Below are 24,786 nucleotides of genomic sequence, written 5' to 3'. Positions count from 1 at the left end.
AATGGAAGCTAGCATCTGGATATGTTGTAAAATAGCAAGATGATATGGATCGGTATTACATGTGATTCATAGGGGAGACAGGCACGGAGAAGTATCAAACCTACTATTTTTGTAGTGTAGGAAGGTGTCAAAATGAACAATAAAAAGATTATGCAAGGTGTTTGGATTGGTCTTATAACAGGAATTTTCCTAGCTTTATTTTTAAAACTTGTACAGGCGGTTATGGGTAACAAAGTATATACACTGCTGTTAAACGTGGATTATATCCCCATCGTTAAAAACTATCAATTCCCAGAAGTAATCGAAGTATCTTTTCATTTAATTATCTCCGTGATCCTATGTATAGTCCTCGTGTTACTACTGGATAAAAGTACTGCTTTCATAAGGAATCGTGTCATGTACTTTTCTTTTCTCATTAACATAGCAATCGGTCTTTTATTGTATCCAACTACATTATTTTCAAATCGTACACCTAGCTTTACAGACGCAGTATCGTTGTTTTGGTGGATTGTAGGGCATGCATTGTATGGGTTGCTAGTGGGTATATTGTTAAAGAAATGGCTAAGTAAAGGGACACAGTGCTAAAATTATAGACACTTTTAGTATCTACTTCATAGTTGCTGTATTCTTAGTAAGAAATAATGTTATACAAGGTCTGTACAAGGAGGCATTGCAGTTTGCTAGTGTCACAGCGGTACCTTATTTACCTCATCGGCGTCATAAGTATTGGAAAAAACAATCGATGTCTTATAAAAGGAAGTGAGTTTTAGATGTTTTTAGCATGGAGCGAAATTAAACGAAATAAACTACGATTTTTATTAATTACATCGATCCTATTGCTTGTCTCATTTTTAGTGTTTTTCTTATCAGGTCTTGCAAATGGATTGGCAAGTATGAACAGGGAAGCTGTAGACAATTGGGATGCAGATGCAATTGTACTGACGGAAGAATCGGATAAAAGTCTCTATCAATCGTCATTGGATAAAGACCTGGCGGATGAACTAGGGGCGAAAGAAACCGCGGTAGTTAGCCAGATGGGTTCCATTGTCAATAATGGTGATGCTAAGAAGAACGTCTTATTGTTTGGTATCAATAAGGATGAGTTTATCACTCCTAAATTAAGTGAAGGGGATCCGACGTTTTATGTGCAAAACGGTGTTGTCGCATCGGATGCGCTAAAAGATGATGGCTTTAAGATTGGCGATACGTTGGAATTATCCTCTAGCGATACGGAACTGACGATTGTCGGTTTTACAGAGAAGGCTCGTTTTAATGCAGCGCCAGTTTTGTATATGAAGCTAAATGATTTGCAGAAGATTAAGTTCGGGGAATCATATGAAATGAATAAAAACATGGTCAATGCCATTATCATTAAGGATTCTAAGTGGATCAATCTAGATATACCTAAAGATACAGAAATCATCAAATCAGAAACATTCATCGAAAACTTGCCGGGCTATACTGAGCAGAATTTAACGGTCACGTATATGATCTATTTCCTGTTCGTAATTTCTGCTGCAATTGTAGCGATTTTCCTTTACGTTTTGACTGTACAGAAAATCAGCATGTTCGGATTAATGAAAGCGCAAGGGATTTCTAGCAGTTACTTAGCTAAATCGGTTGTAGCGCAAACATTTATCCTGGCGTTGATTGGTGTAGTGCTAGGTTTTGGATTGACGTTGCTTGCAGGTAGCTTCTTGCCAAGTGCAGTACCTGTACAATTTGATTTGCCGGCTATGCTTAGTTATGGGCTTGTGTTAATCGCGGTGTCAATTGCCGGTGCAGTTATTTCGGTCTGGACAATCATTCGTATCGATCCGCTAAAAGCGATAGGAGGGTAAACGATGGTACTGGAACTACGCAATGCGAAAAAGACTTTCGGAGAAGGCAATACATTAGTTGAAGCGTTGAAAGAGACGAACTTTTTAGTTGAACGAGGCGAATTGGTTGCAGTCATCGGACCTTCTGGCTCAGGAAAAAGTACGTTCTTGACAGTCGCAGGCGGTTTGCAGTCACCGAGTGAAGGTCAAGTTATTATCAATGGCAATGAATTGTCGCAACTCAATGAAAAGCAACGTTCAAAAATTCGTTTGCAGGAAATTGGCTTCATTTTGCAGGCATCGAACCTCGTGCCGTTCTTGTCAGTCGATCAGCAACTAGAATTGCTCAATAAAGTAAAGAAAAACAATATATCACGAGTTGAAAAGAAGCAACTTTACGAGGATCTCGGGATTACGAAGTTGCATAAGAAATATCCGTCCGATTTGTCGGGAGGTGAGCGTCAACGTGTGGCAATTGCTAAAGCGCTCTTCAGTAATCCTTCCATCATCTTAGCTGATGAACCAACTGCTTCACTCGACTCGGATCGTGCGTTTGAAGTTATGGAGTTGTTGCAACACGAAACCAAATCGAAGCAGACAGCAACGATTGTCGTGACGCATGATACTCGATTGATAAAGTATTTTGATAAAGTGTATAAAATGACGGATGGTGTATTGACACTCGATACAACGATTTACGAATAACAAAGAACGATCTAGAGAGGTGTGAATCATGTCTCTCCGGATCGTTCTTTTTGTACTCATAAATTTGGGTGTGTGCGCTCATAGAAAGCAGTCTCGCGCTCATAGAAAGCAGTCTCGCGCTCATAGAAAGCGTCCCCGCGCTCATAGAAAGCAGTTTCGCGCTCATAGAAAGCAGTTTCGCGCTCATAGAAAGAGTCCCCGCGCTCATAGAAAGCAGTTTCGCGCTCATAGAAAGGAGTCTCGCGCTCATAGAAAGGAGTCTCGCGCTCATAGAAAGAGTCCCCGCGCTCATAGAAAGCAGTCTCGCGCTCATAGAAAGTGTCCCCGCGCTCATAGAAAGCAGTTTCGCGCTCATAGAAAGCGTCCCCGCGCTCATAGAAAGCAGTTTCGCGCTCATAGAAAGCGTCTCCGCGCTCATAGAAAGTGTCTCCGCGCTCATAGAAAGCAGTCTCGCGCTCATAGAAAGTGTCTCCGCGCTCATAGAAAGCGTCGCCGCGCTCATAGAAAGCATCCTTGCGCTCATAGACTTACTCCCCACGCTCATACAACATCAATCATCCAAGCAAGCCAGCCACAATTTTCCGGGCTTGCGAAACATCTTTCGTTCCGTGCACGAGCATTCGGCCATCCCGGAACAACACTAATCGGTGATCGTGATATTCGCAGGACACCAAATATGGATTGTGTACTAAGTTCGTAACGGTACCCCGGATTGAATCGGCAAATGGTGCTAGCTCGACTTGACGGTTTTTCGGCCATGTTAGTTGTACAGTATCACGTCCACATAACACGGCTGTTCGAACGACTTCGCTAGCTGATAAAAATGGGTACGTCGGCTTTTCGGAACAACTTGGGCAGCTTGATTTTTTCATACTGTGCACATCAATCGCGGCACGTTCGCCCGACCACAAATCCACAGACTCTAAGCGTGGCTGCATCTCCGCGCCTGTAATATGTTTCAGTAACTCCGCCACTTGACGGGCAGCAGTAGTCACTACAATCGGGCTAATGACACCGACCGTATCGCAAGTAAGCGATTGTGGAGGTAATACTTCAAGAAGGCAATGAAGGCAAGGCTGCCCCTCGGCGACTCCGATAGGGAACGTCAAGCCGTAGCTCCCAACACACGCCCCCATGAAAAATGGAATGTGTAGTTGAAGAGCCGCGTCATTTGCCAGTAGTCGCGTCTCAATATTATCCGTTCCATCCAACACAAACTGATGGCCTTCAAATAATTCCAAGACATTTTCGGGTGTCACATCCGCTACGATTCCTCGAATTTTCACATCACTATTGATTGCCCGCAAACGTTTTTCAGCAGCGATTGCTTTCGGTAATTGATCGACCACGTCTTGCTCACTATATAGTTGTTGTCTGTGTAAATTCGTCCACTCCAAAATATCGCGATCGACAATAGTTAATTCACCGACACCTGCACGAACAAGCATTTCAGCCCCAGATGAACCAAGAGCACCCGCGCCAAGTACGAAGACTTTAGCGTCACGAATCCGTTGCTGCCCGGTTAATCCGATTGGCGAAAATAACTCCTGCCGCGAATATTTTTTTATCAATTTGGTACAAGCCCTTCTAACGGACTGCTTGCAACCGCGTAGTCTCTAACAGGCATGCGTCCTGCTTTATAACCGAGTCGTCCTGCTTCAATTGCTAATTTCATCGCTTCAGCCATCATTACCGGATTCGCTGCTTCGGATACGGCTGTATTCAGTAGAACGCCATCTGCTCCAAGCTCCATTGCGTATGATGCATCTTTTGGTGAACCGATTCCCGCATCAACAATGACAGGCACTTTCGACTGTTCAATAATTAATGATAAATTTAATGGATTCAAAATTCCTTTACCCGAACCAATAGGAGCGGCACCTGGCATGATTGCGTGAACCCCTAATTCACATAGCTTTCTTGCGAGTACGACATCATCTGACGTATAAGGTAGGACGATGAAACCTTCTTCTAGCAACATTTCGGAAGCGCGTAAAGTCTCTACTGGATCGGGCAACAACGAACGGCTGCAGCCAATAATTTCAACCTTTACCATGTCGCATAATCCCGAAGCTTTTGCTAACTTTGCAATATGCACTGCTTCCTCTGCTGTGCTCGCACCTGCTGTATTTGGTAATAATGTATAGCGATCTAAGTCCAGTTGCTCCAAGAAATTCGGTTGCGATGCTTCGAAAATATTCATTCGTCGTACTGCGAATGTTAGAATTTCAGCTTCAGACACAGCAACTGCTTTCTTTTGCGCTTCAAATGAAGGGTATTTACCCGTACCTAATAATAATCGTGATGAGAATTTCTTATCTGCAATTTGTAACATATTCATCCGCCTCCAACAAAATGTATGATTTCAATTTGGTCTCTGTCCATTATCGGTGCATCGTAGTGTTCTTTTTGTAAAATTTCTTTATTCTTTTCTACAATCAAAATTCGATCGCCAAGCTCCAAATGTTCAAGCAATTGCTGTACCGTTTCTACTTCAGGAATGACTGCATAGGATTTCCCATTCAAGTCAATTGTCTTTTCCAATGAACACCTCTCCATTTCTACTATACTTTTTCACTTCATCTACTGCATTCGGATGACTTAACGGGGATAAAATCGCCACACCCGCAACATCATGTTCTTCAAGCGTAGCTAAATGTTCGGGCTGTATTCCGCCGATCGCATAGACGGGAATCTTACAAGCTGAAGCAATTTCAAACAGTTCACCCGTGCCGCGCGGAGTCAATCCTTCCTTCGACTGGGTCGCATAAACATGTCCATAGAGTAGCCAACTTGCGCCGTCTTCTTCCGCTTGTAGCGCTTCTTTCAATGAATGTACCGAACACCCAAACTTTAATGATGGGAAGGAAGTTTGTGCGTCTGTAACGGACATGCCGTAGCCTGTGAGCTGAGCCTTTTTAATAGACAGTTTGTTCGCCACGTCTGGTCGAGCATGAATGATTAGCTTATCTAGCGGAAATTGAGAATCCATAAGACGTAACACTAAATCCACCAATTGTTCATCCGTCTTGGACTTTTCGCGCAAGATGAACGCATCGAAAAAGGGTGCTGTTTGCTGTAATTTTAGTAGCAATTCATCCACCGAATGACAATCATCCGTAACACCGATTAATTTCATTCCACTACTCATCTCCAATGAAAAAACCACTTCCCTGAATTGGAAAGTGGTGGATGTGTCGATAAGTATACATAGCTACAGAGCGACTTGCCACTTCCCTCCGCAGGTACGAACCTGATCAGGTAATAAGGGTTTCAGAGCCACACTCTTTTCTCAGTCCTTGTAAAGGATTCCCCTAATGGTCAAAATATTTTGTTTTCACAGGCTAGCATAGCATGTATTGGGGAAAATGAAAAGGGTACTATCTCGATAGTAGTGGATATGATTCAGTATTCGTAGTAGAAAGATATTTATAACAAGTATATAAGTTTCCAAGGGGATACCGACTTTGTTTGGCATAGTCGGTATCCCCTTTTTTTATTAGGGCTTTCATTGCATCTTGCAAATAATTTTAACCGCTTTGCTTAGTTGCGATGACTGTTGAGAAAGACGTTGCAAGTGAGTAGGTAGCAGACGGACTAAAGTAACATTATTAAAAAACATACTTGACGAATAGGAATTGAAGGGATAGTGTATAATCTACAATACTATAAAAATAGGGGGGACAGAATGATGAATACTTTTTTACTTATTGTTAACATTGCAGGTCTGTTGTTGCTCGTCGGTCTCTTATATAGAATGAATCGTAAAAACGTTTCATTTTCAAAACGCGTTTTTACGGGACTGGGGCTTGGGATTGGCTATGGACTTATTTTACATTTTGCATATGGAACAGAGTCTGAGATCCTCAAGCAGTCGATACCGTGGTTTAACCTAATCGGGGTCGGCTATGTTAAATTACTACAAATGATTGTGATGCCACTTGTATTTATTTCTATCTTAGCGGCTTTTACGAAAGTGACTATCGGGAAAAACTTCGGGAGGATGGCGGGTACGATTTTAGGTATGCTAGTCGGTACAACCGCGATTGCTGCAATTATAGGGATTTCTGTTACGCTTCTATTTGGATTAGATGCTTCTGAAATTGTACAAGGGGAAGCAGAAGCGGCACGTGGGATTTCTATAGAAGCAAACTACGAAACTGTTGCTAATCTTTCGTTACCTGAAAAGCTCATTGATTTAGTACCTGCTAATCCTTTCTTAGATTTCACGGGGGCACGTCCAACTTCAACAATTGGGGTCGTTATTTTTGCGGCATTCCTTGGATTTGCCTACTTAGCGATTACGAGAAGAGATGAAGAAAATGCGGTCACGGTGAAAAAAGGAATTGACGCGATTTACGCATTGATTATGGGTGTTGTACGAATCGTTCTGCGTTTGACGCCATATGGTATTTTAGCGATTATCGCGCGAACTGTAGCGACGTCTGACTTTGCGGCAATTTACAGTCTCGGGAAGTTTGTCCTGGCTTCTTATGTTGCATTGATGGTGATGTTCGGTATTCACTTACTCATTATTACATTATCGGGATTAAATCCAGTGACGTATGTGAAAAAAGCGGGAGAAGCGTTGATATTTGCGTTCACATCACGCTCAAGTGCAGGCACTTTACCGTTAACGATTCATGCGCAAACAAACCGCTTAGGTGTACCTGAAGGGATCGCAAACTTTTCTGGTTCATTTGGTTTATCCATCGGGCAAAATGGCTGTGCAGGTATTTACCCAGCGATGCTCGCTATCATGATTGCCCCATCAGTGGGTCAAAATCCACTTGACCCAACATTTTTAGTAACAGTAATTGCGATTGTTGCGGTTAGCTCATTTGGTGTAGCTGGTGTTGGGGGAGGTGCGACATTTGCCGCAATTCTTGTCCTGTCGGCACTAAATCTTCCTGTCGCACTCGCAGGGTTATTGATTTCTGTTGAACCGCTGATTGATATGGGCCGTACTGCTGTAAACGTCAGTGGTTCGATGACAGCGGGTGTCACAACAGCCCGCGTAACTGGTGAACTTGATACGGATATGTATAATGAATCACTTGAAAAACAAACAGTAGAAGCTTAAGTTTTAAGAAATCCTGCAGGAGATAGCATTGTCTTCTGCGGGATTTTTTTAAGCGAATTAACATCCAATAAAAACATCAAGTGGCACTTGATATAATGGCGTTCCGGCAATGAACTTCGAGGTGATCAGCGTGAATTGACGTGCGTCATGCCAGCCTGGAAAATGCTGAACGATTGCGAGAGTTAAAAGTATAAACGCAGTCGCTGTAATGCGTACGGTTTGTTTTGCATTTATCTTCGTTTTCCTCCTCGTTATGAAACTTTTTGATTGAGTACAGGGTAGCCGAATTTTTCAACTAGCCGTTGTAATTCATCGTCTACTACGATGGATTCGTCAAATTGAACCCGAATTTTATTTGAATGAAATAATACTTTTACTTGTTGCACCCCTTTTGCGCGTCCCAAAGCACCTTCAATTTTTTAACACATGATGGGCAGCTAAATGGTTCCATCAAAAGTACGACTTTTTTCATTGATCTCATCCTTTTGATTGTATTTGTTAAACTAATTATAAGGAGAATTTATACAAATAACCTTGATGTGAGTCAAGTTTCGCAATTCAGGACTTTTTCTTCTTGCTTAATTGCATTATACTAAGAAGGTAGTACGACATTTACGAATAGAGGAGAATCGTTCGGATGAAATTAACCTATTCTGGTAAAACGAAAGACGTCTATCAATTAGAGGATGGACATGTGCTATTGAAATTTAAAGATGATGTAACAGGGGAAGACGGCGTATTTGATCCAGGAGCTAATACGGTTGGATTGACGATAGAAGGCGCAGGAAAATCAGGTCTTCGTATGACGCAGTACTTTTTTGAGAAATTAGCAGAAGAAAAGATTCCTACACATTATGTTGCTGCTGATCTTGATGAAGTGACGATGACAGTGAAGCAAGCTACGATGTTCGGTAGTGGGCTAGAAGTTATTTGTCGCTTCCGTGCAGTGGGTAGTTTCTTACGCAGATACGGAGCGTATTGTGAAGAAGGACAAGCATTGAATGCGTTTGTAGAAGTGACATTGAAAGACGACGATCGTAAAGATCCACCAATTTCAGAAGACGCGCTTGCACAGCTTGGTATTTTGACACATGAAGAATACGCGATGTTAAAGCAACAGACGCAAGAAATTGCTGAAGTAGTGAAAGCAGAAATGGCGAAAAAAGGCTTAGATTTATACGATATTAAGTTAGAGTTCGGCCGTGATTCTGAAGGGAATATTATGTTGATTGATGAAGTTTCAGGCGGTAATATGCGCGTTTATGAAGGCGACACATATATTGCACCGATGGATTTAGAAAAGTTGTTATTTTCATAAAAAGGGACCGGAAACTAAAAAAAGTTTCCGGTTTTTTATATTCGTGCTGAGGCTATACGCTCATTGACTTGACGGCACTTTACTTTTTAATCAAATATAGAAAATGATATATTTACTGTTGACAACGTTTTCATAGTTTCTTATACTTGCAATCAGTGTCAGAGGAGACACATCGTTTGCTTCTTCACCAGTGGTTGGACGTTGGTTGGATGAATGCGTATGGCAGTGAATTTAAGATGATGAAAGTGTCTTTCATATCAGCGAATTTGTAAATATTAGCTGTTTTTTCATGAACAAAAGCTCCCCGCTTTTGTATAGGCGCTCTTATGGGTATTTGCACCGCAAAGCACCCTAGTAGCCAGTAATAATCTCCATTTGGCTTTTCTACGTACGTATCCTTTGCTAGGTTCCGTTAGACTTCTAACGCGAAGCCTGTCGAGTAATCTTGCTCAATCCTTAAAAAACCTCACGATATTGACTATTCATTATTTTTTGACGTAACCACGTTCTCAGGTAGAGAAGTAACTGTACATCTCAGAAACTTACAGAGAATGAACATGTATGTCTAGACGTACATGATAAGACTTGGAGGAAACTTGTTTGCAAAAACACCATAAACTTTCGATTGCAGGGGTGGATTTTATAGATCCGTATACCTTTCGCACACCGACTGTAAAAGATGGGAAAGCAATCTGGCAGCTTATTAAAGATACTCAAGTACTCGATTTGAATTCATCGTACAGCTATTTGCTGTGGGCCGATCAATTCAGTGAGACGAGTATTGTTGTAGTGGAAGGCACGAAGATTGTCGGCTTTGTCTCAGGTTTTATTCAGCCAAAAGCACAAGATACTTTGTTTATTTGGCAAGTGGCGGTCGATGAATCTACACGCGGTAAGCGCCTTGCATCGCGTATGATCCTAGCGATAGAGCAGAGTGAAGTGTGTCGGAATATTCAGTACCTAGAAGCGACTGTTACACCGTCTAATATGCCGTCTATTAAATTATTTAAGGGATTGGCTCGTGATTTAAAGACGGAATGTACGATTACGGACGGCTATACCGAAGATTTATTCCCAAGTGGCGGTCACGAAGCTGAAGAATTATTCCGCATAGGACCATTCTGAACTAACAGTCGATCGTTGCTATTCGACACGGAAAATACAGAAATCTAACGGAGGAATTAATTAACCATGGTACTGACAAAAAGTCAGCAGGTAATGGAAGTATTCGAAAATCATGAGTCGCAAGTGAGAAGTTACAGCAGAAGTTTCCCAACAGTATTCAAAAAAGCAAAAGGCTATAAGATGTGGGACACTGAAGGTAAGGAATATATCGATTTCTTTGCCGGAGCAGGTGCTTTAAACTACGGCCATAACAATGACAAAATGAAAGAAAAATTAATTGAATATATTCAAGACGATGGCATTGCACATAGCTTGGATATGGGTACGACTGTACGAAAAGAGTTTCTTGAACGTTTTAACGAAGTGATCTTGCAACCGAGGAACATGAACTATAAATTGATGTTTCCTGGACCCACTGGGACGAATACAGTTGAAAGTGCACTGAAAATCGCCCGCAAAGTAACGGGACGTCAGAACATTATTAGTTTTACGAACGGATTCCACGGTATGACGTTAGGTGCATTATCTGTAACGGGTAATTCATATAACCGCGCTGGCGCCGGGGTACCGCTAAATCACACGACATCTATGCCGTATGATACGTTTTTGGAGGAAGGTCAATCATTAAATTTCCTCAAAAAGTATTTAGCCAACGCAAGCAGTGGATTAGATCTACCTGCTGCGATGATCTTGGAAACAGTTCAAGGCGAAGGTGGCATTAATCCTGCGAGCTTTAAGTGGTTGCGTGAAATTGAACATCTCTGCCGCAAGTACGATATATTATTGATTGTTGACGATGTGCAAGCAGGTTGTGGTCGAACGGGTACATTCTTTAGTTTCGAACCTGCGGGCATCAAGCCGGATATCGTTTGTCTGTCCAAATCAATCGGTGGCTATGGTCTGCCACTAGCATTGACGCTCATCAAACCGGAATACGACAAGTTTGGCCCTGCTGAACATAACGGTACATTCCGGGGTAACAATATGGCAATCTTGACAGCGACAGAAGCCTTATCGTATTGGGAAACAGATGAATTCGCTAAATCGGTACAAGAAAAATCCAAGCTTATTACAGAACGCATGGAAACAATTGTCGAGGACTATCCGCAATTAAAAGCTACCACGAGAGGTCGAGGCTTTATGCAAGGAATCGTCTGTGGTGAAGGTAAGGAAGATTATGCAGATAAAATTTGTGCCAAAGCATTTGAAAAGGGCTTAATCATCGAAACGTCAGGACCTGAAGGGGAAGTTGTAAAATTCCTTGGTTCATTGATCATTGATGAAAAAGGAATTGAAAAAGGTTTCGATATTTTAGAAGAAGCGATTGAAGAAGTCGTTCAGGATTAAGGGGAGAGATAAAAAGTGATTGTACGTACAGTAGATGAAATTATTGGCAGTGAAAATGAAACAAAAGCGGAAACATGGGCTAGTCGCCGATTTTTGCTGAAGAAAGATAATATGGGTTTTTCATTCCACGAAACTATTATTTATGCAGGAACTGAAACGCATATCCATTACCAGAACCACCTAGAAGCTGTATACTGTGTGGCAGGAGACGGGGAAATTGAAACAATCGCGGACGGTAAAGTGTACCCAATTACAGATGGTACGATGTATGCGTTGAATGAACATGATGAGCATTATTTACGTGGGGGCAGAGAAGATATGCGATTGATTTGTGTCTTTAATCCACCACTCGTTGGAACGGAAACACATGATGAGAACGGGGTTTATCCGTTACTTGAAGATTAATTGATTAATAAGGGAAGCTCCAAAGCCTAGGCTTTGGAGTCTTTTTATGTAATTTGCGCTGATGGCTTGTGGTTTGGCGCGGTTCGGAGTAGGAATGGCGCGGTTTGGAGTAGGAATAGCGCGGTTTCGAGTGTGAATGGCGCGGTTCGGGGTGTGAATGGCGCGGTTCGGGGTAGGAATGGCGCGGTTCGGGGTAGGAATAGCGCGGTTCGGGGTGTGAATGGCGCGGTTTGTAGTGTGAATGGCGCGGTTCGGAGTAGGAATGGCGCGGTTTGGAGTAGGAATGGCGCGGTTCGGAGTAGGAATGGCGCGGTTTGGAGTAGGAATGGCGCGGTTCGGAGTAGGAATGGCGCGGTTCGGGGTGTGAATGGCGCGATTTGGAGTGTGAATGGCGCGGTTTGTAGTGTGAATGGCGCGGTCTGTAGTGTGAATGGCTCGGTTCGGGGTAGGAATGGCGCGGTTCGGAGTAGGAATAGCGCGGTACGAATCTGGTTCCCGCGTACACCATTCAAAACTCGGATATGTTAGACAATCCACAAAAGTGGGTATAGCCAAACTATGGATTCATTGTATAATGTGCAGTGAGTTGGAAAGAATGTACATAGCATAAAACAAGGAGGAAATAGTATGTGGAAATTACCAGGTGTCGTATTAGGATCAGTTTTATTAATGGCAGCGTGTGGTGGGGCAAAGGAAAAGTTGCCAGTCAGTGGCGGTGAAGAGACGGGAGTCAATCAAGACGTAGCTGCGACGGAAGTAGTAGCGCCAGTCCATAACACAGATGGAGATAGTATTGGGACAGCGACTTTGACGCAAGGGCCTAGTGGCGTAACGTTGAAAGTGGATGTAACGGGCTTGACGCCTGGCGAGCATGGGATGCATTTCCATGAAACGGGTGTATGTACAGCACCGGATTTCAAAGCATCTGCAGGCGGACACTTTAACCCGACAGGTAAAGAGCATGGTCTAGATAATCCGAAGGGACATCACGCAGGTGATTTGGAGAACCTCGTAGCAGATGAGGACGGAAATGCTAAAGTGGAAATTACAACAGACGCTGTAACGCTTGAGATGGGAAAGGATAATTCATTGCTTGACCAAAACGGTACGGCGTTGATTATCCATGAAGGTCCAGATGACTACAAAACTGACCCAGCAGGTAATTCAGGCGCGCCATTTGCATGTGCTGAAATCACTTCTAGTAATAGTAGTAAATAAAAATAAACGGTTTCTCTAAGGAGAGACCGTTTTTACATACAAAAAGACGCTCCATTTAAAGAGCGTCCGAATGATTAACGTACAATCGCTATAATACCTTCTTCGTCATCCAACTTCAGCTGAATGCCAGCCGCCATCGGATCGAGTTCAAGATATTGGTCAATCCACAGGCGAAGAGCTTCTACTAGACGAGTGGTATCTAAATAATGCATCTTGCCGTTTAGTTCCGCCTCAGCAGAAAAACCAGTCTCGTCGTCGTAACCTAGCTCAACTTCCACATCATCAGGCATGGCGCGCGATTCTTTGGCGATCAACACACACACAGCGTTCGCTACATCTTGTTCGTAAATTATCTGTTGTTCCATGAATTCATATCCTCTTCTTTTTTACGTTGTTTCTCTTTGAAGATCATGAAAATTTTCCGGATCATGAAAATGATGAAGACAATCGCAAGTACGTTGATCATCAACCCGAGGATTGATCCGAGCATACCCATGTTCGCGAAAAGGCTACCGAATAATAGACCCGCAAGTCCACCTACTAGTAAGCCTTTCATCAAGCCGCCACCCATACCAGGCTTTTTCGCTGTGTTGCCGGCAGCCGTTTTGTCATTGTTTTGTTTTGCGTTATCTTGTTTCGTATTATCCTGCTTGTTCTCAATTTTGTTCGGTTGTACCTTGTTTGGCGTACTGAAGCTCTTTTTACCAGACTTATAGCCTTTTGCTTCGGCAGTGATTTCATCTTGAAAGATGATGTTTCCGATGGGCGACAAAATTAACGTCGCAGCTAGGAAAAATGCAGCTAGTTTTTTCAATTGGTATTCTCCTTTGAGGCTGTAATGAAGGTACCTTACTGTTGAAAGGCCTTACATCTATTTTACTAGATAGCACTGCGTAATGAAAGAAAAAACCCTTATTTAGAGAAGAAGTTTTCTGTGTAAAATGGCTGTTCTTTTTCGTTGAAGTCTACACCGATTCCTAGGAATTGATAATCACGTATTAGAATATTCTCTCGGTGTCCTTTTGAATTCATCAGTCCTTCATGAGCGAAAATGCTACTAGATTGTCCGTATGCCAGGTTTTCTCCTGCGCTGACGAATTTCAGGCCTTCTTTTTTCATGCGATCAAAAGGGGACTCACCTTGTAAATTCTCATGACTGAAATAATCATGTGCCGCCATATCTAGACTATGCTTGCGCGCGGTACTAGAGGCTTTTTCGTCCCATGTTAAAATGGAACGTCCGTGACGAACGCGTGCTGCATTGGTCAAATCGAATAGCTGAATTTCGAAACCTTTGCGCATCGCATCATTCTTCGGAGCGTAAAGAGCGGTTTTCTTTTGTTCCAATGTATCTGAAATCAATTGAACAGCAGTGACTGTATGATCTTTATGCAAGTCATAAAAAACATACATATACATGCCATCCGAATAAAAAAGATCCATTCCTTCATCGTCTTGTAGTTTATAAATATTTGTCCCTTTGCGAATTTCTGTAATCGGCTCTCCCATGACTCCACGAATATCGTCTCTTGGTATACCATACTCAATGCCAATAGATGAAGAAATCAGCCGATCATTCGTATAGATTGCATTGACGTTACGTTTTATATCATACGAAAGCATGACGAAGTTTTGATAGTTTTGATGAAACGTCAGCCATTCCGTACCGTATTCATTAGTTGTTTTACGAACAGGTACACCGAGTTCCGCTTGTACTTCTGCTTCAGGCATACCGATTTCGATATTGTGAATCGAAATGATACCTCGCGTTGGTGCGTCGAGCGCAGGTTGTTCCACTGGATCTGGCACGCGCGAGGCTGCGGTTTTATCTGAAATGAATGAAACGATAGTCGAAATCGTTTGTTTTGTATAATCAAGCGCAGATTCAATCATTTCCTCATCAAGTACGGATTCTACACGTGCATCGAGCGGGTCTAGGAACGATAAATCCACATATTCGGACACCGGACCTTCCCACCAAGGTTTGGCAGCGTATATAATCACAACGAGAAAGAGCAACTGAAAAAGGCGTTTTATCATGTGACACCCACTCCTCTACCGTATTATACTCTTTTTCTATCGTATCAATACAGTGGAAGCTACCGAATTGTTGAAAATTATCGTCCTTAGATGAAGGAAAAAGGGTATACTAAAAAAAGAATGGAAAGTCTGGAGGGAGTGGATGGCATGTTCGGTGGTGTGAGCAGTGTACCTTCCTGGTTCTATATCGTCGCAATTGCAGTTATCATATTGCTTGTCTTGTTTATAGAGTGGAAAACGAGATAATAGTATAATTTCATTAGAAAGAAGGAAGATCATGTTAACATTTGAAGAGAAACAACAGATTATAGAAGAATTCCCGGAGCTTGTGAAAAAAGAAGTGTCTATGAAACGCTTGAACTATCATTATGAAGAGTCCTTGTTCGAAAAGACAGTCGTCGTACAGCATTTGCATCCAAACGGTAACGCGTTTGTTTATGTGGCGAATGTCGATGGCTACGAGCCGGATGAGCGCGGTCTAGTTAACGTACGTGAATTTTCGGCCGATGAATTACGTAAAGTGATCCGCGCAGCCGTCGAAGCACTTGCAACAGAAGCAACCGAAGAAGAAACGGTTAGTGAAACATGGCAGCACCCCGAAGGTTCAATGGTGACGCTTCTTGAGGAAGATGGTTTCTTTAACGTCTACCACGGTCCGAATCTTGAAGAGGGCTTCGGGGATTACAGCGAAGCAGCAAGTTATTTGAAAGAAGAAGGATTTTCAGTTAAGACGAAATAAAGGCAATAGGGGTGAACTCGAATGAAGGGCAAAACAGTCGCAATCGGCTTAGTCATTTGCGTCATTGTCGCGGTGGCAGCGATCTATTTTATGGTACAGGCTACCTTTAAGAACAATCCTACACAAAAGAATCACCAGTCAATCGAAGACCAGTCGTATAGTGAGCTAGGCACATTTGGCTGGCAATAAAGAAAAGCAGTTACTCGTTTATATCTGAGTAACTGCTTTTACTTTTGATAGTGGTCCGGGATTTAAAGCAAAGACGTGCTCCTAACGCTACGCTTTTACTCGCAAAAGCCGTCCTTCGCAACGGCTTTCGCTCTGTCTAGGATCTCAAGGCGCTCGCTGATCCTCTGGGGAGTCGCTTCCTTCGCTTCAATCCTATACCGATACAACAAATAATTTGAGACTTCACTGTTGTTATAAAGTGACTTAGTGCCTACCCTTTGCTTTTTTAAATTCAACTGAAAAGACTTAGTACAAAGCTGAATATTCACTTGCTATCTTCAGGAGAAGACACTAGTGAAGCGTAGCGCAAGGCGGCGACTCCCGGAGGATCAGCCCGACAGGTGAGACGACCAGGGGAGCTTGCGACCGGTTGGCTCACCGCGGGCCCTCGGGAACGCGTCCGCCTGGAGCGCAGCGAAACGGTAGCCTTCCCACTTCTAATCCCTAGGCCTATCCTTAGAAAACAGACTAGTAGACCGATACAATCCCTTGCCAAAAGGCAGCCACCAGTTCCACTTGCCGAATAGCTTCATTAGGCTAGGGACGAGCAGTAGCCGGATGATTGTTGCGTCAATTGCAACTGCGACGGCAATACCTACGCCGATTTGTTTGACGGGCATGACGTCAGTGAAGGCAAATGCGCCGGTTAGGACAATCATGATTAGAGCTGCGGACGTAATAACTTTGCTCGTTGTTGCGAGCCCCTCTACAGTAGACTTATCATTATCGAACGAATACGAGAACTCCTCCTGCATCCGTGAGATTAAGAATACTTCATAGTCCATGCTGAGTCCGAAGACTAAGCTGAAGACGATGACTGGGATGATAAGTGCTACAGTTCCTGGATGCAAACCGAAATGGCTGTATTGGAAAATGTACACTAAGATCCCGAACGTTGCGGATAATCCGAGAATATTCATCAAAATCGCTTTGATCGGGATGATTAAGGATCGGAACGCGAACATTAATATGAAAAATGTAGAGATGACGATAATTAGTAATACATAGACGATGTGATCCGCGATTTCATCGAAGATTTCTTGGTTGAAACGCGGTTCGCCGCCGATTAATAAATTCCAGTCTGTTTGTTTAGCGGACCAGTCACGAACCCAGTCTTGCGCTTCATTGGAGTTGCCGGCTGCGCCTAGTGTGACAGGGATGAGCAATCGGTTGTCGTCGGTTAAGTCTTTCAAGATAGGATTTAGCTGATCGTACATTTGTGGGATCTTCAGTCTGTTTTCCCATTGAGTAGGCGTTTCGATACCGCTTAACGTGAAAATCGTGGAGACATCCTGTACTAATGAATCATCCAATAACTGATCTTGAAGCATTTTCATCTCAGCGAGGCCTTCTGTCGTTTTCCACCCACCGTTACGCTCGGCTAGTAGGAAGGCGGTGCTTTTATTATCCAAACCGAATGTGTCTTGCATTTGTTCAAATGCTGTTCGTGTATCAAATGACTCCGGTAAGGAATCGATTTGAGGAATGGTTAGTTCCATATTGCGTACAGGAATGACTGCAATTGCTAGCAGCACAATAGCGACAAGCGCAATCCTCACAGGGCGCTTAATGACACCATTGGCAAACTTACGCCAACCATTTGCATCTTCCCCGCGTTCTTTAAGCAACCGTCCTTTATGAATTCGTTCACCAAGCACCATCAGAACAGCAGGCAGTAAAGTAAGCGATGAAATAACTGCCATGCCGACGACGATCATGCCGCCAAGTGCAATATTCATGAAGATATCAACTTTGATGAGCAACATCGCACCGAGTCCAATAAACACACAAACAGCGGAGAAAATAATTGAACGCCCCGCTGTTCGAATCGTTAGAATGATAGAATCTACCACATGTTGTTTTTGAAGTTCTTCTCTATAACGGCTGATAAAAAGCAACGCGAAGTCGATACTTAGTGCGAGTCCGAGCATAGGTACGATGTTTAGTACGAAAATAGATAAATCCACTTGATTACCAAGCAATGCCATTACACCGAGCGTAGAGACGACGGTGCCAATCCCGACAATTAAAGGAACGAAAGAAGCAACAAGCGTACCGAAAGCAAACAGCAAGACGATGATCGCAATCGGCAAACCAATTGCTTCTGCTGTCATTAAATCACGTTGACTCGCTTGATTGATATCGTGCTCAAAGGCACCTCCACCAGTCAGTACGATACCTTCTGCCCCTTCAAAAGTAGCGCGAATGTCTTCGACTACTTGTGGCATATTGTCCGGCCCTTTGTTGAATTGGAGTATTGCATAGGAAAGGTCGTCTGTGTATTGGTCTTGTTCTGTTATTGGAGAAACGATTTCTGACACGACACCGAGTGTATCTAGATCGGCTAGAGTAGATTTAATTTCTTTATCCGATTTTCCGTCAAATACAATAAATAACGATTCTGCTGGTAAACCGAAGTCTTCCGATACAATCTTCATGACTTTTTCATGTTCACCATCGACCCTGAATCCGTCTCCTGCAAGTAAGCTGGGAAGTTGAATCGCGAAGTAGGTCATGATACCAAACAGTATAATCCAAAAGGCGAGAATCCATTTATAGGACTTCGTTACGAACTTTGCAAAGTGTGTCAAGGTGATTCCTCCGTTCTGTTTCTAAAAATTTATAGTCAATACATGTATGTAATAGATGTTCTACGCTCATCATAACGAAAAAATAGTGGGAAGTCTTGCTGAATTACATAAAAGAACGCACGAAAAAACCACTTCCTAAATGGAAGTGGTTTGTGAGGTTAAATTAGTTTTTAGTAACGTTAGTAGCTTGAAGTCCGCGCTGACCTTGTTCGATTTCGAAAGATACGTCTTGGCCTTCTTCAAGAGTTTTGAACCCGTCGCCTTGGATAGCTGAGAAGTGTACGAATACATCGTCGCCATCTTCACGTTCGATGAAGCCATAACCTTTTTCTGCGTTAAACCATTTTACTTTACCTTGTTCCATGTTTGTTTCCTCCTCGTGCACACGTGTGTACACATTGTATTACTATCCTTGCTCAATTCCTGAAAATGGTCGAGATAATATCGTAGACCTTGCGTCGAACAAAAATAATTCTTCTTTATCATAGCAAGTAATGTTAAACATTGCAAGTTAAAAGTTAACTTACAAGAAATATGCAAGCGCTTTAAAAACGATTGTTGCAACGATTGCGGCGAGTAGGTTTCCCAAAAGAGGTTTTTTGGATGCGGAATTTAATTCATGTTAGAATGAATGAATTATACTTAGAAAAGGGTTTTGTACATATGGAAAATCGATTGCAACAGAGAATACCATTACCGACAGTTTGGCTCGTTTTATTACTCGGTTCATTGACTGCATTTGGTCCCTTGTCGATGGATATGTATTTACCCGGACTGCCAATCGTAGCGGATGATTTACAAGCTTCAACTTCATTAGTCCAATTAAGTTTGACTGCATGTTTGGTCGGTTTAGGCGCAGGACAACTCGTTTTTGGTCCGATGAGTGATATGTATGGTAGAAGAAAGCCGCTTGTGTTCACATTAATTGTCTACGCGGTAGCTTCAGTACTATGCGCATTTAGCCCAAATATTTGGGTTTTTGTCTTCTTGCGTTTCATCCAAGGTATGACGGGTGCTGCAGGAATCGTCATTGCAAGGGCCTGTGCGCGTGACTTATATGTAGGGAAAGAATTGACGAAGTTCATGGCGCTTTTATCTATCGTTAGCGGTGCTGCACCGATACTTGCACCGATTGCGGGTGGCGTTGTGTTGAGCTTCGCATCGTGGCAAGTGGTGTTCTTCATTCTCGGAGGCATTGGCTTGTTGATGTTTTTGTCTACTGCTTTCTTTTTACCAGACACCTTGCCAGTCGAACGACGTACAAAAGGGGGCATACTTGCGGTCGTCAAGACGTTTGGAGGCTTGTTGAAAGATAAGTGGTTCATGAGCATCGCCTTAACTTCGGGCTTGATTATGTCAAGTATGTTTGCGTATATCGCAGGTTCCCCATTCGTCTTGCAAAATATTTATGGCGTCAACGCACAGCAATTCTCCTTATTCTTTGCGTTAAATGGTGTCGGTATCATTATCGCAGCCCAACTAACGGGGCGTCTTGCAGGCAGAATAGACGAAGTGAAATTTCTAAGAACCGGTGTACTTATCTCCTTTACGGGAAGTATTCTGTTATTACTAGTCGTCTGGAATCAATGGCCACTTACGGTGATAGCCATCGCGCTATTCCTTATCGTCTCAAGCGTCGGAATGGTTGGTACAGCTTCCTTTTCGTTGGCGATGCAAAGTCAAGGCAACTCAGCAGGAAGCGCTGCGGCATTTCTTGGACTGTTGCCATTCGTAGGTGGTGCAATCGTATCACCATTAGTAGGACTGGCTGGCGATCAATCAGCTTGGCCGTTAGCAATCATCGTTTTGATATGTAGCAGTTGTGCCGTTCTGTTGTTTTTCGCGGTCGTTAGGAAGGCGTCTAACGCTTTTTAATTCAAATTTTCCAATAAATAAGGCATGATAGAGAGAGAGTCTGATTATAACTTCGAGAGGTGGATGGAAAATGGAATATCGTATTGAGCACGACACATTTGGTGAAATACAAGTACCCGCAGACAAGCTATGGGGTGCACAAACACAACGTAGTAAGCAGAACTTCAAGATTGGTGGAGAACGTATTCCGCTTGGCGTCATCCAAGCATTTGCTCATTTAAAGAAATCAACAGCAATCGCCAGTCATTCATTTGGCAATTTATCTGAAATGAAAATGAAAGCGATTAAGACAGCAGCTGAAGAAGTGATTGAAGGTAAGTGGGACGAGCATTTCCCTTTAGTCGTTTGGCAAACAGGAAGCGGTACGCAGTCCAACATGAACATGAACGAAGTGCTCGCGAATCGCGGCAACCAGCTGTTAGAGGAGTGGGGCGAGGAAGAGCGCTTGCATCCGAACGACGACGTCAATAAATCTCAAAGCTCGAACGATACATTCCCGACAGCGCTGCATGTGGCGGGCGTCATTGCGGTGGAACGTGAAGTGCTACCGGCAATTGATAAATTAAAAGAGACGTTGCAACAGAAATCGGAAGACTTCATGGACATCATCAAAATCGGACGGACGCACTTGCAAGACGCGACTCCATTAACATTAGGTCAGGAAATTAGCGGCTGGCATCGAATGTTAGAGAAAACACATAGTATGCTAGAAATCAGTGTGGAGTCTATGAAGGAACTCGCAATCGGTGGTACGGCAGTCGGAACTGGATTGAACGCACCGGCTGGCTTCGGTGATAAAGTAGCAGAAGAAATTTCAAAGTCTGTTGGGATTGAATTCACATCGGCTAAAAATAAATTCCACGCGTTAACAAGCTATGATGAAGTAGTTTATACGCATGGCGCGTTAAAAGCATTGGCAGCAGATTTGATGAAGGTAGCCAATGACGTACGTTGGCTAGCGAGTGGGCCACGTTCAGGAATTGGTGAAATTACGATTCCGGAAAACGAACCAGGTAGCTCGATTATGCCGGGTAAAGTGAACCCGACACAAAGTGAAGCATTGACGATGGTCGTTGCGCAAGTCATGGGGAACGACGCGACAATTGGTTTCGCAGCAAGCCAGGGGAACTTTGAATTGAACGTCTTTAAGCCTGTGATCATTTACAATTTCCTGCAATCAGCGAAATTATTAGCTGACGGCATGATTAGCTTCAACGATAATTGCGCAGTCGGTATCGAACCAAATCGTGAAGAGATTGATAATAAAGTGAAGAATTCCTTAATGTTAGTGACGGCATTGAATCCGTATATCGGCTATGAAAATGCGGCGAAGATTGCGAAGAAGGCGCATAAAGAAGGTACGACGCTAAAAGAAGCGGCACTTTCTACAGGTTTATTAACGGAAGAACAGTTTGACGAATATGTTGATCCTAGCAAGATGACAGGAAGTCAGTAATTGTCACTAGTTTGTACGCGCGTTTTCGTAGTGAACCTTGTATAATGAAGACATTACGTTTACATGAAGGAGTTACAACTAGATATGAAAAAGAAGTTACTTGCAGGATTGGCTGCGCTGACTTTGGCGCTAGCGGCTTGTGGAAACGGTGCGACTGAAAAACCGGCTGAAGTTGATCAGGATGTACAAGCGGAAGCAGGGCATGACCATGCAGTACATATGCCAAATGGAGACTTACAAGAAGTCACGGCTTCTGCGGATATTTTGCCTTCATTCTTAGACGACAAGCCAGAAGACATGCGGATGGTTTATCAAGTAGCGGGCAAAGCTACGGATATTTTGGAATATATGCCTTGCTACTGCGGATGTGGCGATAGCGCAGGTCATAAAAGTAATATGAACTGCTTCCTTGACGAAGTACGCGAAGACGGCTCGGTCGTCTGGGATGATCACGGCACACGTTGCCTAGTTTGTTTGGAAATCGCAGTGAAGTCAGTGCAAATGAAGCAAGACGGCAAGTCCATGAAAGAAATCCGTGATGCAATAGATGCGGAGTATGGTAATGGAAACTATGCCAAGCCAACGGATACCCCGATGCCGGCTTGATTTATTGATTAGAACCCCTTTCTGAATTGGAAAGGGGTTTTATTGTGCTGAAATTCGCGGGTTGCCGAGTGTGAGTTTCGCGAAAAGTTATAAGTTCCGAAAGAATTTCTGATCTTCACATGTTAAAGTGATTAGGTTCATTCGTTTCATTGGAAAGTTATAAGGGTATGGTATAATTTAGTTAAATTGGGCAGGAGGGGATTCAGATGATACGATTTGTTGAATTTGAAGAGCAATATATACCGCAGATGGCCTCGTTACTGGCAACTAGACATCAAGAGGAGCGTCAACGATTTCCGTTTTTGCAGCAACGTTTTGAAGAAGTAGAGCAAGCGGAAGAGCGCTTGCGTGAGGAAATGAATAAAGCGTATGTGGGTGGATTGGTTACGTTACGTGATGATGATGTCATCGGCTATTTATTATACGAATATCGTCATGATTCTACGCGTGGCCGTACGGTGTATGTTGGCTATCCGTCATTTGTGATTCATGAGGACGAGCATCCGCGACTGGCACGTTTAATGTATACCGAAGCCGGGGCAGAGTGGATCCGTAATGGGTATTTTGAGCATGTGATGGATGTACCTGTTGGCAATGATGAATTAATTCTTGAATTGTTGGAGCAATCATTCCATTTCGAACAGCGCTTTGCGGCCTTACCTTTAGGGCTTTACCGCGCGCAACCTGGGGAGAATAGCCTCGTGAAAGTAAATGAATTGCCGTCGGATGAGCAAGCGGCTTTGCAAAAGATGGCGCCTTGGAATAGTTTACACCAAGCGAAAGCACCTGCTTGGAAGCCGATTACACAAGAAGCTTTGGATGCGGAACGTGATATGTTAAGCGCCTATGAAGGAAAAGAAGGTACGCGTAGCTTTGTCGCTGAACAGGATGGCGTGCCCGTTGCGTTTCATTTATATACGCCAGCTGATGCAAGACATGCGATGACGACGCCCGATCAAGCAGCGATACTTGTGCAAGCAGCTACGAATGTTGAACTGCGCGGGCAAGGCATCGGAAAATCGATTGCTAACCATAGTTTCACACAAATGAAAAATGCCGGACATGAATATATCATGACAGACTGGTATACCGCGAATCATCTCGCTTCCTACTTCTGGCCGAAGCTTGGTTTCCGTTCCTATATAATCCGAATGGCACGTACAGTAGATGCACGAATTGCATGGGCGGACGGACAATGACCGGCGCGAAGTTTGTTGCTTCGTGGAGTGGCGGCAAAGACTCTGCACTTGCTACTTACCGGGCGATAAAAGCGGGCGATACACCAGCGATGTTGTGGACGATGTTCGAACAAGACCAGTCCCATTCCAAATCACATGCATTGCCGCTCGAGATCATTCAAGCGCAAGCTAAGCAAATTGGCGCGCCATTAATGATTCGAAAAGCAGATTGGGCAGGCTATGAGATGCAATTCCTAGATGCGATGCGTGTTTGTAAAGCGCACGGAATTCCGCAAGCAGTTTTCGGTGATATTGATTTGGAAGATCATCTTCTGTGGGTACAGTCAATGTGTGCGAAAGTCGGTATGGAAGCTGTTCACCCCCTATGGGAAGAACCGAGGCGTACATTGTTAGAGGAATTCATCAATGAAGGATTCGAAGCGTATATCGTCGTTGTTAATACAAAGATGATGCCAGCCGAATTTATCGGAAGGCGTTTCACCATTGAGCTGATGGACGAGCTTGAAGCCCTTGGCATCGATAGTTGTGGGGAATCCGGTGAGTTCCATACCGTAGTTGTTGATGGTCCTATATTTAAGGAACGAATTGCTGTGAGAATGGGCGAAACGGTTGAAAAAGATGGCTATGTATTTTTGAATTGTGAAATAGAAAAAGACACTTCTACAGACTGAATCAGTCGTGGAAGTGTTTTTTGCTTTATTTTAGGGGGGGGGGGTGCGCCAAACCGAGTTAGAACCGCGCGAACCCGTGTTGGAACCGCGCCAAACTGAGTTAGAACCGCGCGAACCCGTGTTGGGACCGCGCCAACCCGAGTTAGAACCGCGCCAAACTGAGTTAGAACCGCGCGAACCCGTGTTGGGACCGCGCCAAACTGAGTTAGAACCGCGCCAACCCGTGTTGAGACCGCGCCAAACTGAGTTAGAACCGCGCGAACCCGTGTTGGGACCGCGCCAAACTGAGTTAGAACCGCGCCAACCCGTGTTGAGACCGCGCCAAACTGAGTTAGAACCGCGCCAACCCGTGTTGAGACC

The 24,786-nt window shown here is 43.6% G+C and carries 28 protein-coding genes and 1 riboswitch; of the genes, 17 read left to right on the top strand and 11 right to left on the bottom strand.

Going from position 1 to position 24,786, the window contains the following annotated elements:
• The first annotated feature begins 132 nt into the window (after positions 1-132).
• The 4 genes from CSV79_RS10065 to CSV79_RS16615 all read left to right on the top strand — a co-directional run bounded on the left by CSV79_RS10065 (position 133) and on the right by CSV79_RS16615 (position 3,169).
• A complete protein-coding gene (locus tag CSV79_RS10065) occupies positions 133-585 on the top strand; it encodes a hypothetical protein (RefSeq protein ID WP_099688920.1) in 453 nt (150 codons plus the stop codon).
• Positions 586-770: 185 nt separating this feature from the next.
• Complete coding sequence (locus tag CSV79_RS10060) at positions 771-1,841, top strand: ABC transporter permease (RefSeq protein ID WP_099688919.1); 1,071 nt, start codon at positions 771-773, stop codon at positions 1,839-1,841.
• 3 nt (positions 1,842-1,844) lie between these two features.
• Positions 1,845-2,525 (top strand): ABC transporter ATP-binding protein, encoded by a 681-nt coding sequence (locus CSV79_RS10055; protein WP_099688918.1) that lies wholly within the window; start codon positions 1,845-1,847, stop codon positions 2,523-2,525.
• A 68-nt stretch (positions 2,526-2,593) separates the two neighbouring features.
• Positions 2,594-3,169, top strand: coding sequence for a methyl-accepting chemotaxis domain-containing protein (locus tag CSV79_RS16615; RefSeq protein ID WP_143560561.1), 576 nt, complete (start codon positions 2,594-2,596; stop codon positions 3,167-3,169).
• Here CSV79_RS16615 and CSV79_RS10050 read toward each other — a convergent pair.
• The 4 genes from CSV79_RS10050 to CSV79_RS10035 are packed head-to-tail and all read right to left on the bottom strand — an operon-like array spanning position 3,080 to position 5,676.
• The gene (locus CSV79_RS10050) at positions 3,080-4,096 is read right to left on the bottom strand and encodes a ThiF family adenylyltransferase (RefSeq protein WP_099688917.1); all 1,017 of its coding nucleotides are present in this window, start codon (positions 4,094-4,096) and stop codon (positions 3,080-3,082) included. The two genes, CSV79_RS16615 and CSV79_RS10050, sit on opposite strands and share 90 nt — an antisense overlap.
• Positions 4,093-4,866, bottom strand: coding sequence for a thiazole synthase (locus CSV79_RS10045; RefSeq protein ID WP_099688916.1), 774 nt, complete (start codon positions 4,864-4,866; stop codon positions 4,093-4,095). The genes CSV79_RS10050 and CSV79_RS10045 overlap by 4 nt, the downstream gene beginning before the upstream one ends.
• Positions 4,863-5,084 carry a sulfur carrier protein ThiS gene (gene thiS, locus CSV79_RS10040; protein WP_369824945.1) on the bottom strand — a complete coding sequence of 74 codons (222 nt, stop codon included), beginning with the start codon at positions 5,082-5,084 and terminating at the stop codon, positions 4,863-4,865. Before thiS ends, CSV79_RS10045 begins: the two co-directional genes overlap by 4 nt.
• Positions 5,053-5,676, bottom strand: coding sequence for a thiamine phosphate synthase (locus tag CSV79_RS10035; RefSeq protein ID WP_233201417.1), 624 nt, complete (start codon positions 5,674-5,676; stop codon positions 5,053-5,055). The genes thiS and CSV79_RS10035 overlap by 32 nt, the downstream gene beginning before the upstream one ends.
• A gap of 66 nt (positions 5,677-5,742) precedes the next feature.
• A riboswitch (TPP riboswitch) is annotated at positions 5,743-5,851 on the bottom strand.
• A gap of 365 nt (positions 5,852-6,216) precedes the next feature.
• Between CSV79_RS10035 and CSV79_RS10030 the strand changes: the two genes are divergently transcribed.
• Positions 6,217-7,608 (top strand): L-cystine transporter, encoded by a 1,392-nt coding sequence (locus CSV79_RS10030; RefSeq protein WP_099688951.1) that lies wholly within the window; start codon positions 6,217-6,219, stop codon positions 7,606-7,608.
• 251 nt (positions 7,609-7,859) lie between these two features.
• Here the strand turns inward: CSV79_RS10030 and CSV79_RS17295 are convergent, their stop codons facing one another.
• Positions 7,860-7,994 (bottom strand): hypothetical protein, encoded by a 135-nt coding sequence (locus CSV79_RS17295; RefSeq protein WP_255407431.1) that lies wholly within the window; start codon positions 7,992-7,994, stop codon positions 7,860-7,862.
• 251 nt (positions 7,995-8,245) lie between these two features.
• On the opposite strand from CSV79_RS17295, the gene CSV79_RS10020 reads away from it, so the two are divergent.
• The 4 genes from CSV79_RS10020 to CSV79_RS10005 all read left to right on the top strand — a co-directional run bounded on the left by CSV79_RS10020 (position 8,246) and on the right by CSV79_RS10005 (position 11,803).
• A complete protein-coding gene (locus tag CSV79_RS10020; protein WP_099688913.1) occupies positions 8,246-8,926 on the top strand; it encodes a phosphoribosylaminoimidazolesuccinocarboxamide synthase in 681 nt (226 codons plus the stop codon).
• A gap of 600 nt (positions 8,927-9,526) precedes the next feature.
• Entirely contained in the window at positions 9,527-10,051 is a 525-nt protein-coding gene (ectA, locus tag CSV79_RS10015; protein ID WP_099688912.1) for a diaminobutyrate acetyltransferase, read from the top strand.
• A gap of 66 nt (positions 10,052-10,117) precedes the next feature.
• The gene (gene ectB, locus CSV79_RS10010; protein WP_099688911.1) at positions 10,118-11,398 is read left to right on the top strand and encodes a diaminobutyrate--2-oxoglutarate transaminase; all 1,281 of its coding nucleotides are present in this window, start codon (positions 10,118-10,120) and stop codon (positions 11,396-11,398) included.
• Between the two features lie 15 nt (positions 11,399-11,413).
• On the top strand, positions 11,414-11,803 hold the full coding sequence (locus CSV79_RS10005) for an ectoine synthase (RefSeq protein WP_099688910.1): 390 nt from the start codon (positions 11,414-11,416) through the stop codon (positions 11,801-11,803).
• Here CSV79_RS10005 and CSV79_RS16610 read toward each other — a convergent pair.
• Positions 11,789-12,358: a hypothetical protein gene (locus CSV79_RS16610; protein WP_158232510.1), complete on the bottom strand. Its 570-nt coding sequence runs from the start codon at positions 12,356-12,358 to the stop codon at positions 11,789-11,791. The two genes, CSV79_RS10005 and CSV79_RS16610, sit on opposite strands and share 15 nt — an antisense overlap.
• A 72-nt stretch (positions 12,359-12,430) precedes the next feature.
• Here CSV79_RS16610 and CSV79_RS09995 point away from each other — a divergent pair, with 72 nt between their 5' ends.
• Positions 12,431-13,021 carry a superoxide dismutase family protein gene (locus tag CSV79_RS09995; protein ID WP_099688908.1) on the top strand — a complete coding sequence of 197 codons (591 nt, stop codon included), beginning with the start codon at positions 12,431-12,433 and terminating at the stop codon, positions 13,019-13,021.
• 74 nt (positions 13,022-13,095) lie between these two features.
• Here CSV79_RS09995 and CSV79_RS09990 read toward each other — a convergent pair whose 3' ends face one another.
• The 3 genes from CSV79_RS09990 to CSV79_RS09980 form a co-directional block, all read right to left on the bottom strand.
• Positions 13,096-13,386 carry a DUF2653 family protein gene (locus tag CSV79_RS09990; RefSeq protein ID WP_099688907.1) on the bottom strand — a complete coding sequence of 97 codons (291 nt, stop codon included), beginning with the start codon at positions 13,384-13,386 and terminating at the stop codon, positions 13,096-13,098.
• Complete coding sequence (locus CSV79_RS09985) at positions 13,371-13,835, bottom strand: hypothetical protein (RefSeq protein ID WP_099688906.1); 465 nt, start codon at positions 13,833-13,835, stop codon at positions 13,371-13,373. The genes CSV79_RS09990 and CSV79_RS09985 overlap by 16 nt, the downstream gene beginning before the upstream one ends.
• Positions 13,836-13,933: 98 nt before the next feature.
• Positions 13,934-15,061, bottom strand: a complete 1,128-nt coding sequence (locus tag CSV79_RS09980; RefSeq protein WP_233201414.1) for a CAP domain-containing protein — start codon at positions 15,059-15,061, stop codon at positions 13,934-13,936.
• 277 nt (positions 15,062-15,338) lie between these two features.
• Between CSV79_RS09980 and CSV79_RS09975 the strand changes: the two genes are divergently transcribed.
• Both CSV79_RS09975 and CSV79_RS16815 read left to right on the top strand, forming a co-directional pair.
• Positions 15,339-15,800, top strand: coding sequence for a hypothetical protein (locus CSV79_RS09975; RefSeq protein ID WP_099688905.1), 462 nt, complete (start codon positions 15,339-15,341; stop codon positions 15,798-15,800).
• Positions 15,801-15,821: 21 nt separating this feature from the next.
• Positions 15,822-15,989 carry a hypothetical protein gene (locus CSV79_RS16815; protein ID WP_158232509.1) on the top strand — a complete coding sequence of 56 codons (168 nt, stop codon included), beginning with the start codon at positions 15,822-15,824 and terminating at the stop codon, positions 15,987-15,989.
• A 476-nt stretch (positions 15,990-16,465) separates the two neighbouring features.
• Here the strand turns inward: CSV79_RS16815 and CSV79_RS09970 are convergent, their stop codons facing one another.
• Together CSV79_RS09970 and CSV79_RS09965 are read right to left on the bottom strand one after the other, a co-directional pair.
• A complete protein-coding gene (locus CSV79_RS09970; protein ID WP_099688904.1) occupies positions 16,466-18,619 on the bottom strand; it encodes an MMPL family transporter in 2,154 nt (717 codons plus the stop codon).
• Positions 18,620-18,782: 163 nt separating this feature from the next.
• Positions 18,783-18,983 carry a cold-shock protein gene (locus CSV79_RS09965; protein ID WP_009766462.1) on the bottom strand — a complete coding sequence of 67 codons (201 nt, stop codon included), beginning with the start codon at positions 18,981-18,983 and terminating at the stop codon, positions 18,783-18,785.
• 299 nt (positions 18,984-19,282) lie between these two features.
• Here CSV79_RS09965 and CSV79_RS09960 point away from each other — a divergent pair, with 299 nt between their 5' ends.
• From CSV79_RS09960 to CSV79_RS09940, 5 genes are all read left to right on the top strand, one after another.
• Positions 19,283-20,494 (top strand): multidrug effflux MFS transporter, encoded by a 1,212-nt coding sequence (locus CSV79_RS09960; protein ID WP_099688949.1) that lies wholly within the window; start codon positions 19,283-19,285, stop codon positions 20,492-20,494.
• A gap of 70 nt (positions 20,495-20,564) precedes the next feature.
• The gene (fumC, locus tag CSV79_RS09955) at positions 20,565-21,950 is read left to right on the top strand and encodes a class II fumarate hydratase (RefSeq protein ID WP_099688903.1); all 1,386 of its coding nucleotides are present in this window, start codon (positions 20,565-20,567) and stop codon (positions 21,948-21,950) included.
• Between the two features lie 84 nt (positions 21,951-22,034).
• Complete coding sequence (locus CSV79_RS09950; protein WP_099688902.1) at positions 22,035-22,556, top strand: PCYCGC motif-containing (lipo)protein; 522 nt, start codon at positions 22,035-22,037, stop codon at positions 22,554-22,556.
• A 206-nt stretch (positions 22,557-22,762) separates the two neighbouring features.
• Positions 22,763-23,755 carry a GNAT family N-acetyltransferase gene (locus tag CSV79_RS09945; RefSeq protein WP_233201413.1) on the top strand — a complete coding sequence of 331 codons (993 nt, stop codon included), beginning with the start codon at positions 22,763-22,765 and terminating at the stop codon, positions 23,753-23,755.
• Positions 23,752-24,426 (top strand): Dph6-related ATP pyrophosphatase, encoded by a 675-nt coding sequence (locus tag CSV79_RS09940; RefSeq protein WP_099688901.1) that lies wholly within the window; start codon positions 23,752-23,754, stop codon positions 24,424-24,426. The genes CSV79_RS09945 and CSV79_RS09940 overlap by 4 nt, the downstream gene beginning before the upstream one ends.
• The last annotated feature ends 360 nt before the right edge of the window (positions 24,427-24,786 follow it).

This window comes from Sporosarcina sp. P13 (assembly GCF_002743055.1).
Taxonomy (GTDB): domain Bacteria; phylum Bacillota; class Bacilli; order Bacillales_A; family Planococcaceae; genus Sporosarcina.
This window is presented reverse-complemented; position numbering and strand designations above follow the sequence as displayed.

Coding starts and splice junctions, on each gene's coding strand:
- CSV79_RS10065 (WP_099688920.1), top strand. CDS start 133: ATGAACAATAAAAAGATTATGCAAGGTGTTTGGATTGGTCTTATAACA.
- CSV79_RS10060 (WP_099688919.1), top strand. CDS start 771: ATGTTTTTAGCATGGAGCGAAATTAAACGAAATAAACTACGATTTTTA.
- CSV79_RS10055 (WP_099688918.1), top strand. CDS start 1,845: ATGGTACTGGAACTACGCAATGCGAAAAAGACTTTCGGAGAAGGCAAT.
- CSV79_RS10045 (WP_099688916.1), bottom strand. CDS start 4,866: ATGAATATGTTACAAATTGCAGATAAGAAATTCTCATCACGATTATTA.
- thiS (WP_369824945.1), bottom strand. CDS start 5,084: ATGGAGAGGTGTTCATTGGAAAAGACAATTGACTTGAATGGGAAATCC.
- CSV79_RS10035 (WP_233201417.1), bottom strand. CDS start 5,676: ATGAGTAGTGGAATGAAATTAATCGGTGTTACGGATGATTGTCATTCG.
- CSV79_RS10030 (WP_099688951.1), top strand. CDS start 6,217: ATGAATACTTTTTTACTTATTGTTAACATTGCAGGTCTGTTGTTGCTC.
- CSV79_RS10020 (WP_099688913.1), top strand. CDS start 8,246: ATGAAATTAACCTATTCTGGTAAAACGAAAGACGTCTATCAATTAGAG.
- ectB (WP_099688911.1), top strand. CDS start 10,118: ATGGTACTGACAAAAAGTCAGCAGGTAATGGAAGTATTCGAAAATCAT.
- CSV79_RS09995 (WP_099688908.1), top strand. CDS start 12,431: ATGTGGAAATTACCAGGTGTCGTATTAGGATCAGTTTTATTAATGGCA.
- CSV79_RS09990 (WP_099688907.1), bottom strand. CDS start 13,386: ATGGAACAACAGATAATTTACGAACAAGATGTAGCGAACGCTGTGTGT.
- CSV79_RS09980 (WP_233201414.1), bottom strand. CDS start 15,061: ATGATAAAACGCCTTTTTCAGTTGCTCTTTCTCGTTGTGATTATATAC.
- CSV79_RS09975 (WP_099688905.1), top strand. CDS start 15,339: ATGTTAACATTTGAAGAGAAACAACAGATTATAGAAGAATTCCCGGAG.
- CSV79_RS16815 (WP_158232509.1), top strand. CDS start 15,822: ATGAAGGGCAAAACAGTCGCAATCGGCTTAGTCATTTGCGTCATTGTC.
- CSV79_RS09965 (WP_009766462.1), bottom strand. CDS start 18,983: ATGGAACAAGGTAAAGTAAAATGGTTTAACGCAGAAAAAGGTTATGGC.
- CSV79_RS09960 (WP_099688949.1), top strand. CDS start 19,283: ATGGAAAATCGATTGCAACAGAGAATACCATTACCGACAGTTTGGCTC.
- fumC (WP_099688903.1), top strand. CDS start 20,565: ATGGAATATCGTATTGAGCACGACACATTTGGTGAAATACAAGTACCC.
- CSV79_RS09950 (WP_099688902.1), top strand. CDS start 22,035: ATGAAAAAGAAGTTACTTGCAGGATTGGCTGCGCTGACTTTGGCGCTA.
- CSV79_RS09945 (WP_233201413.1), top strand. CDS start 22,763: ATGATACGATTTGTTGAATTTGAAGAGCAATATATACCGCAGATGGCC.
- CSV79_RS09940 (WP_099688901.1), top strand. CDS start 23,752: ATGACCGGCGCGAAGTTTGTTGCTTCGTGGAGTGGCGGCAAAGACTCT.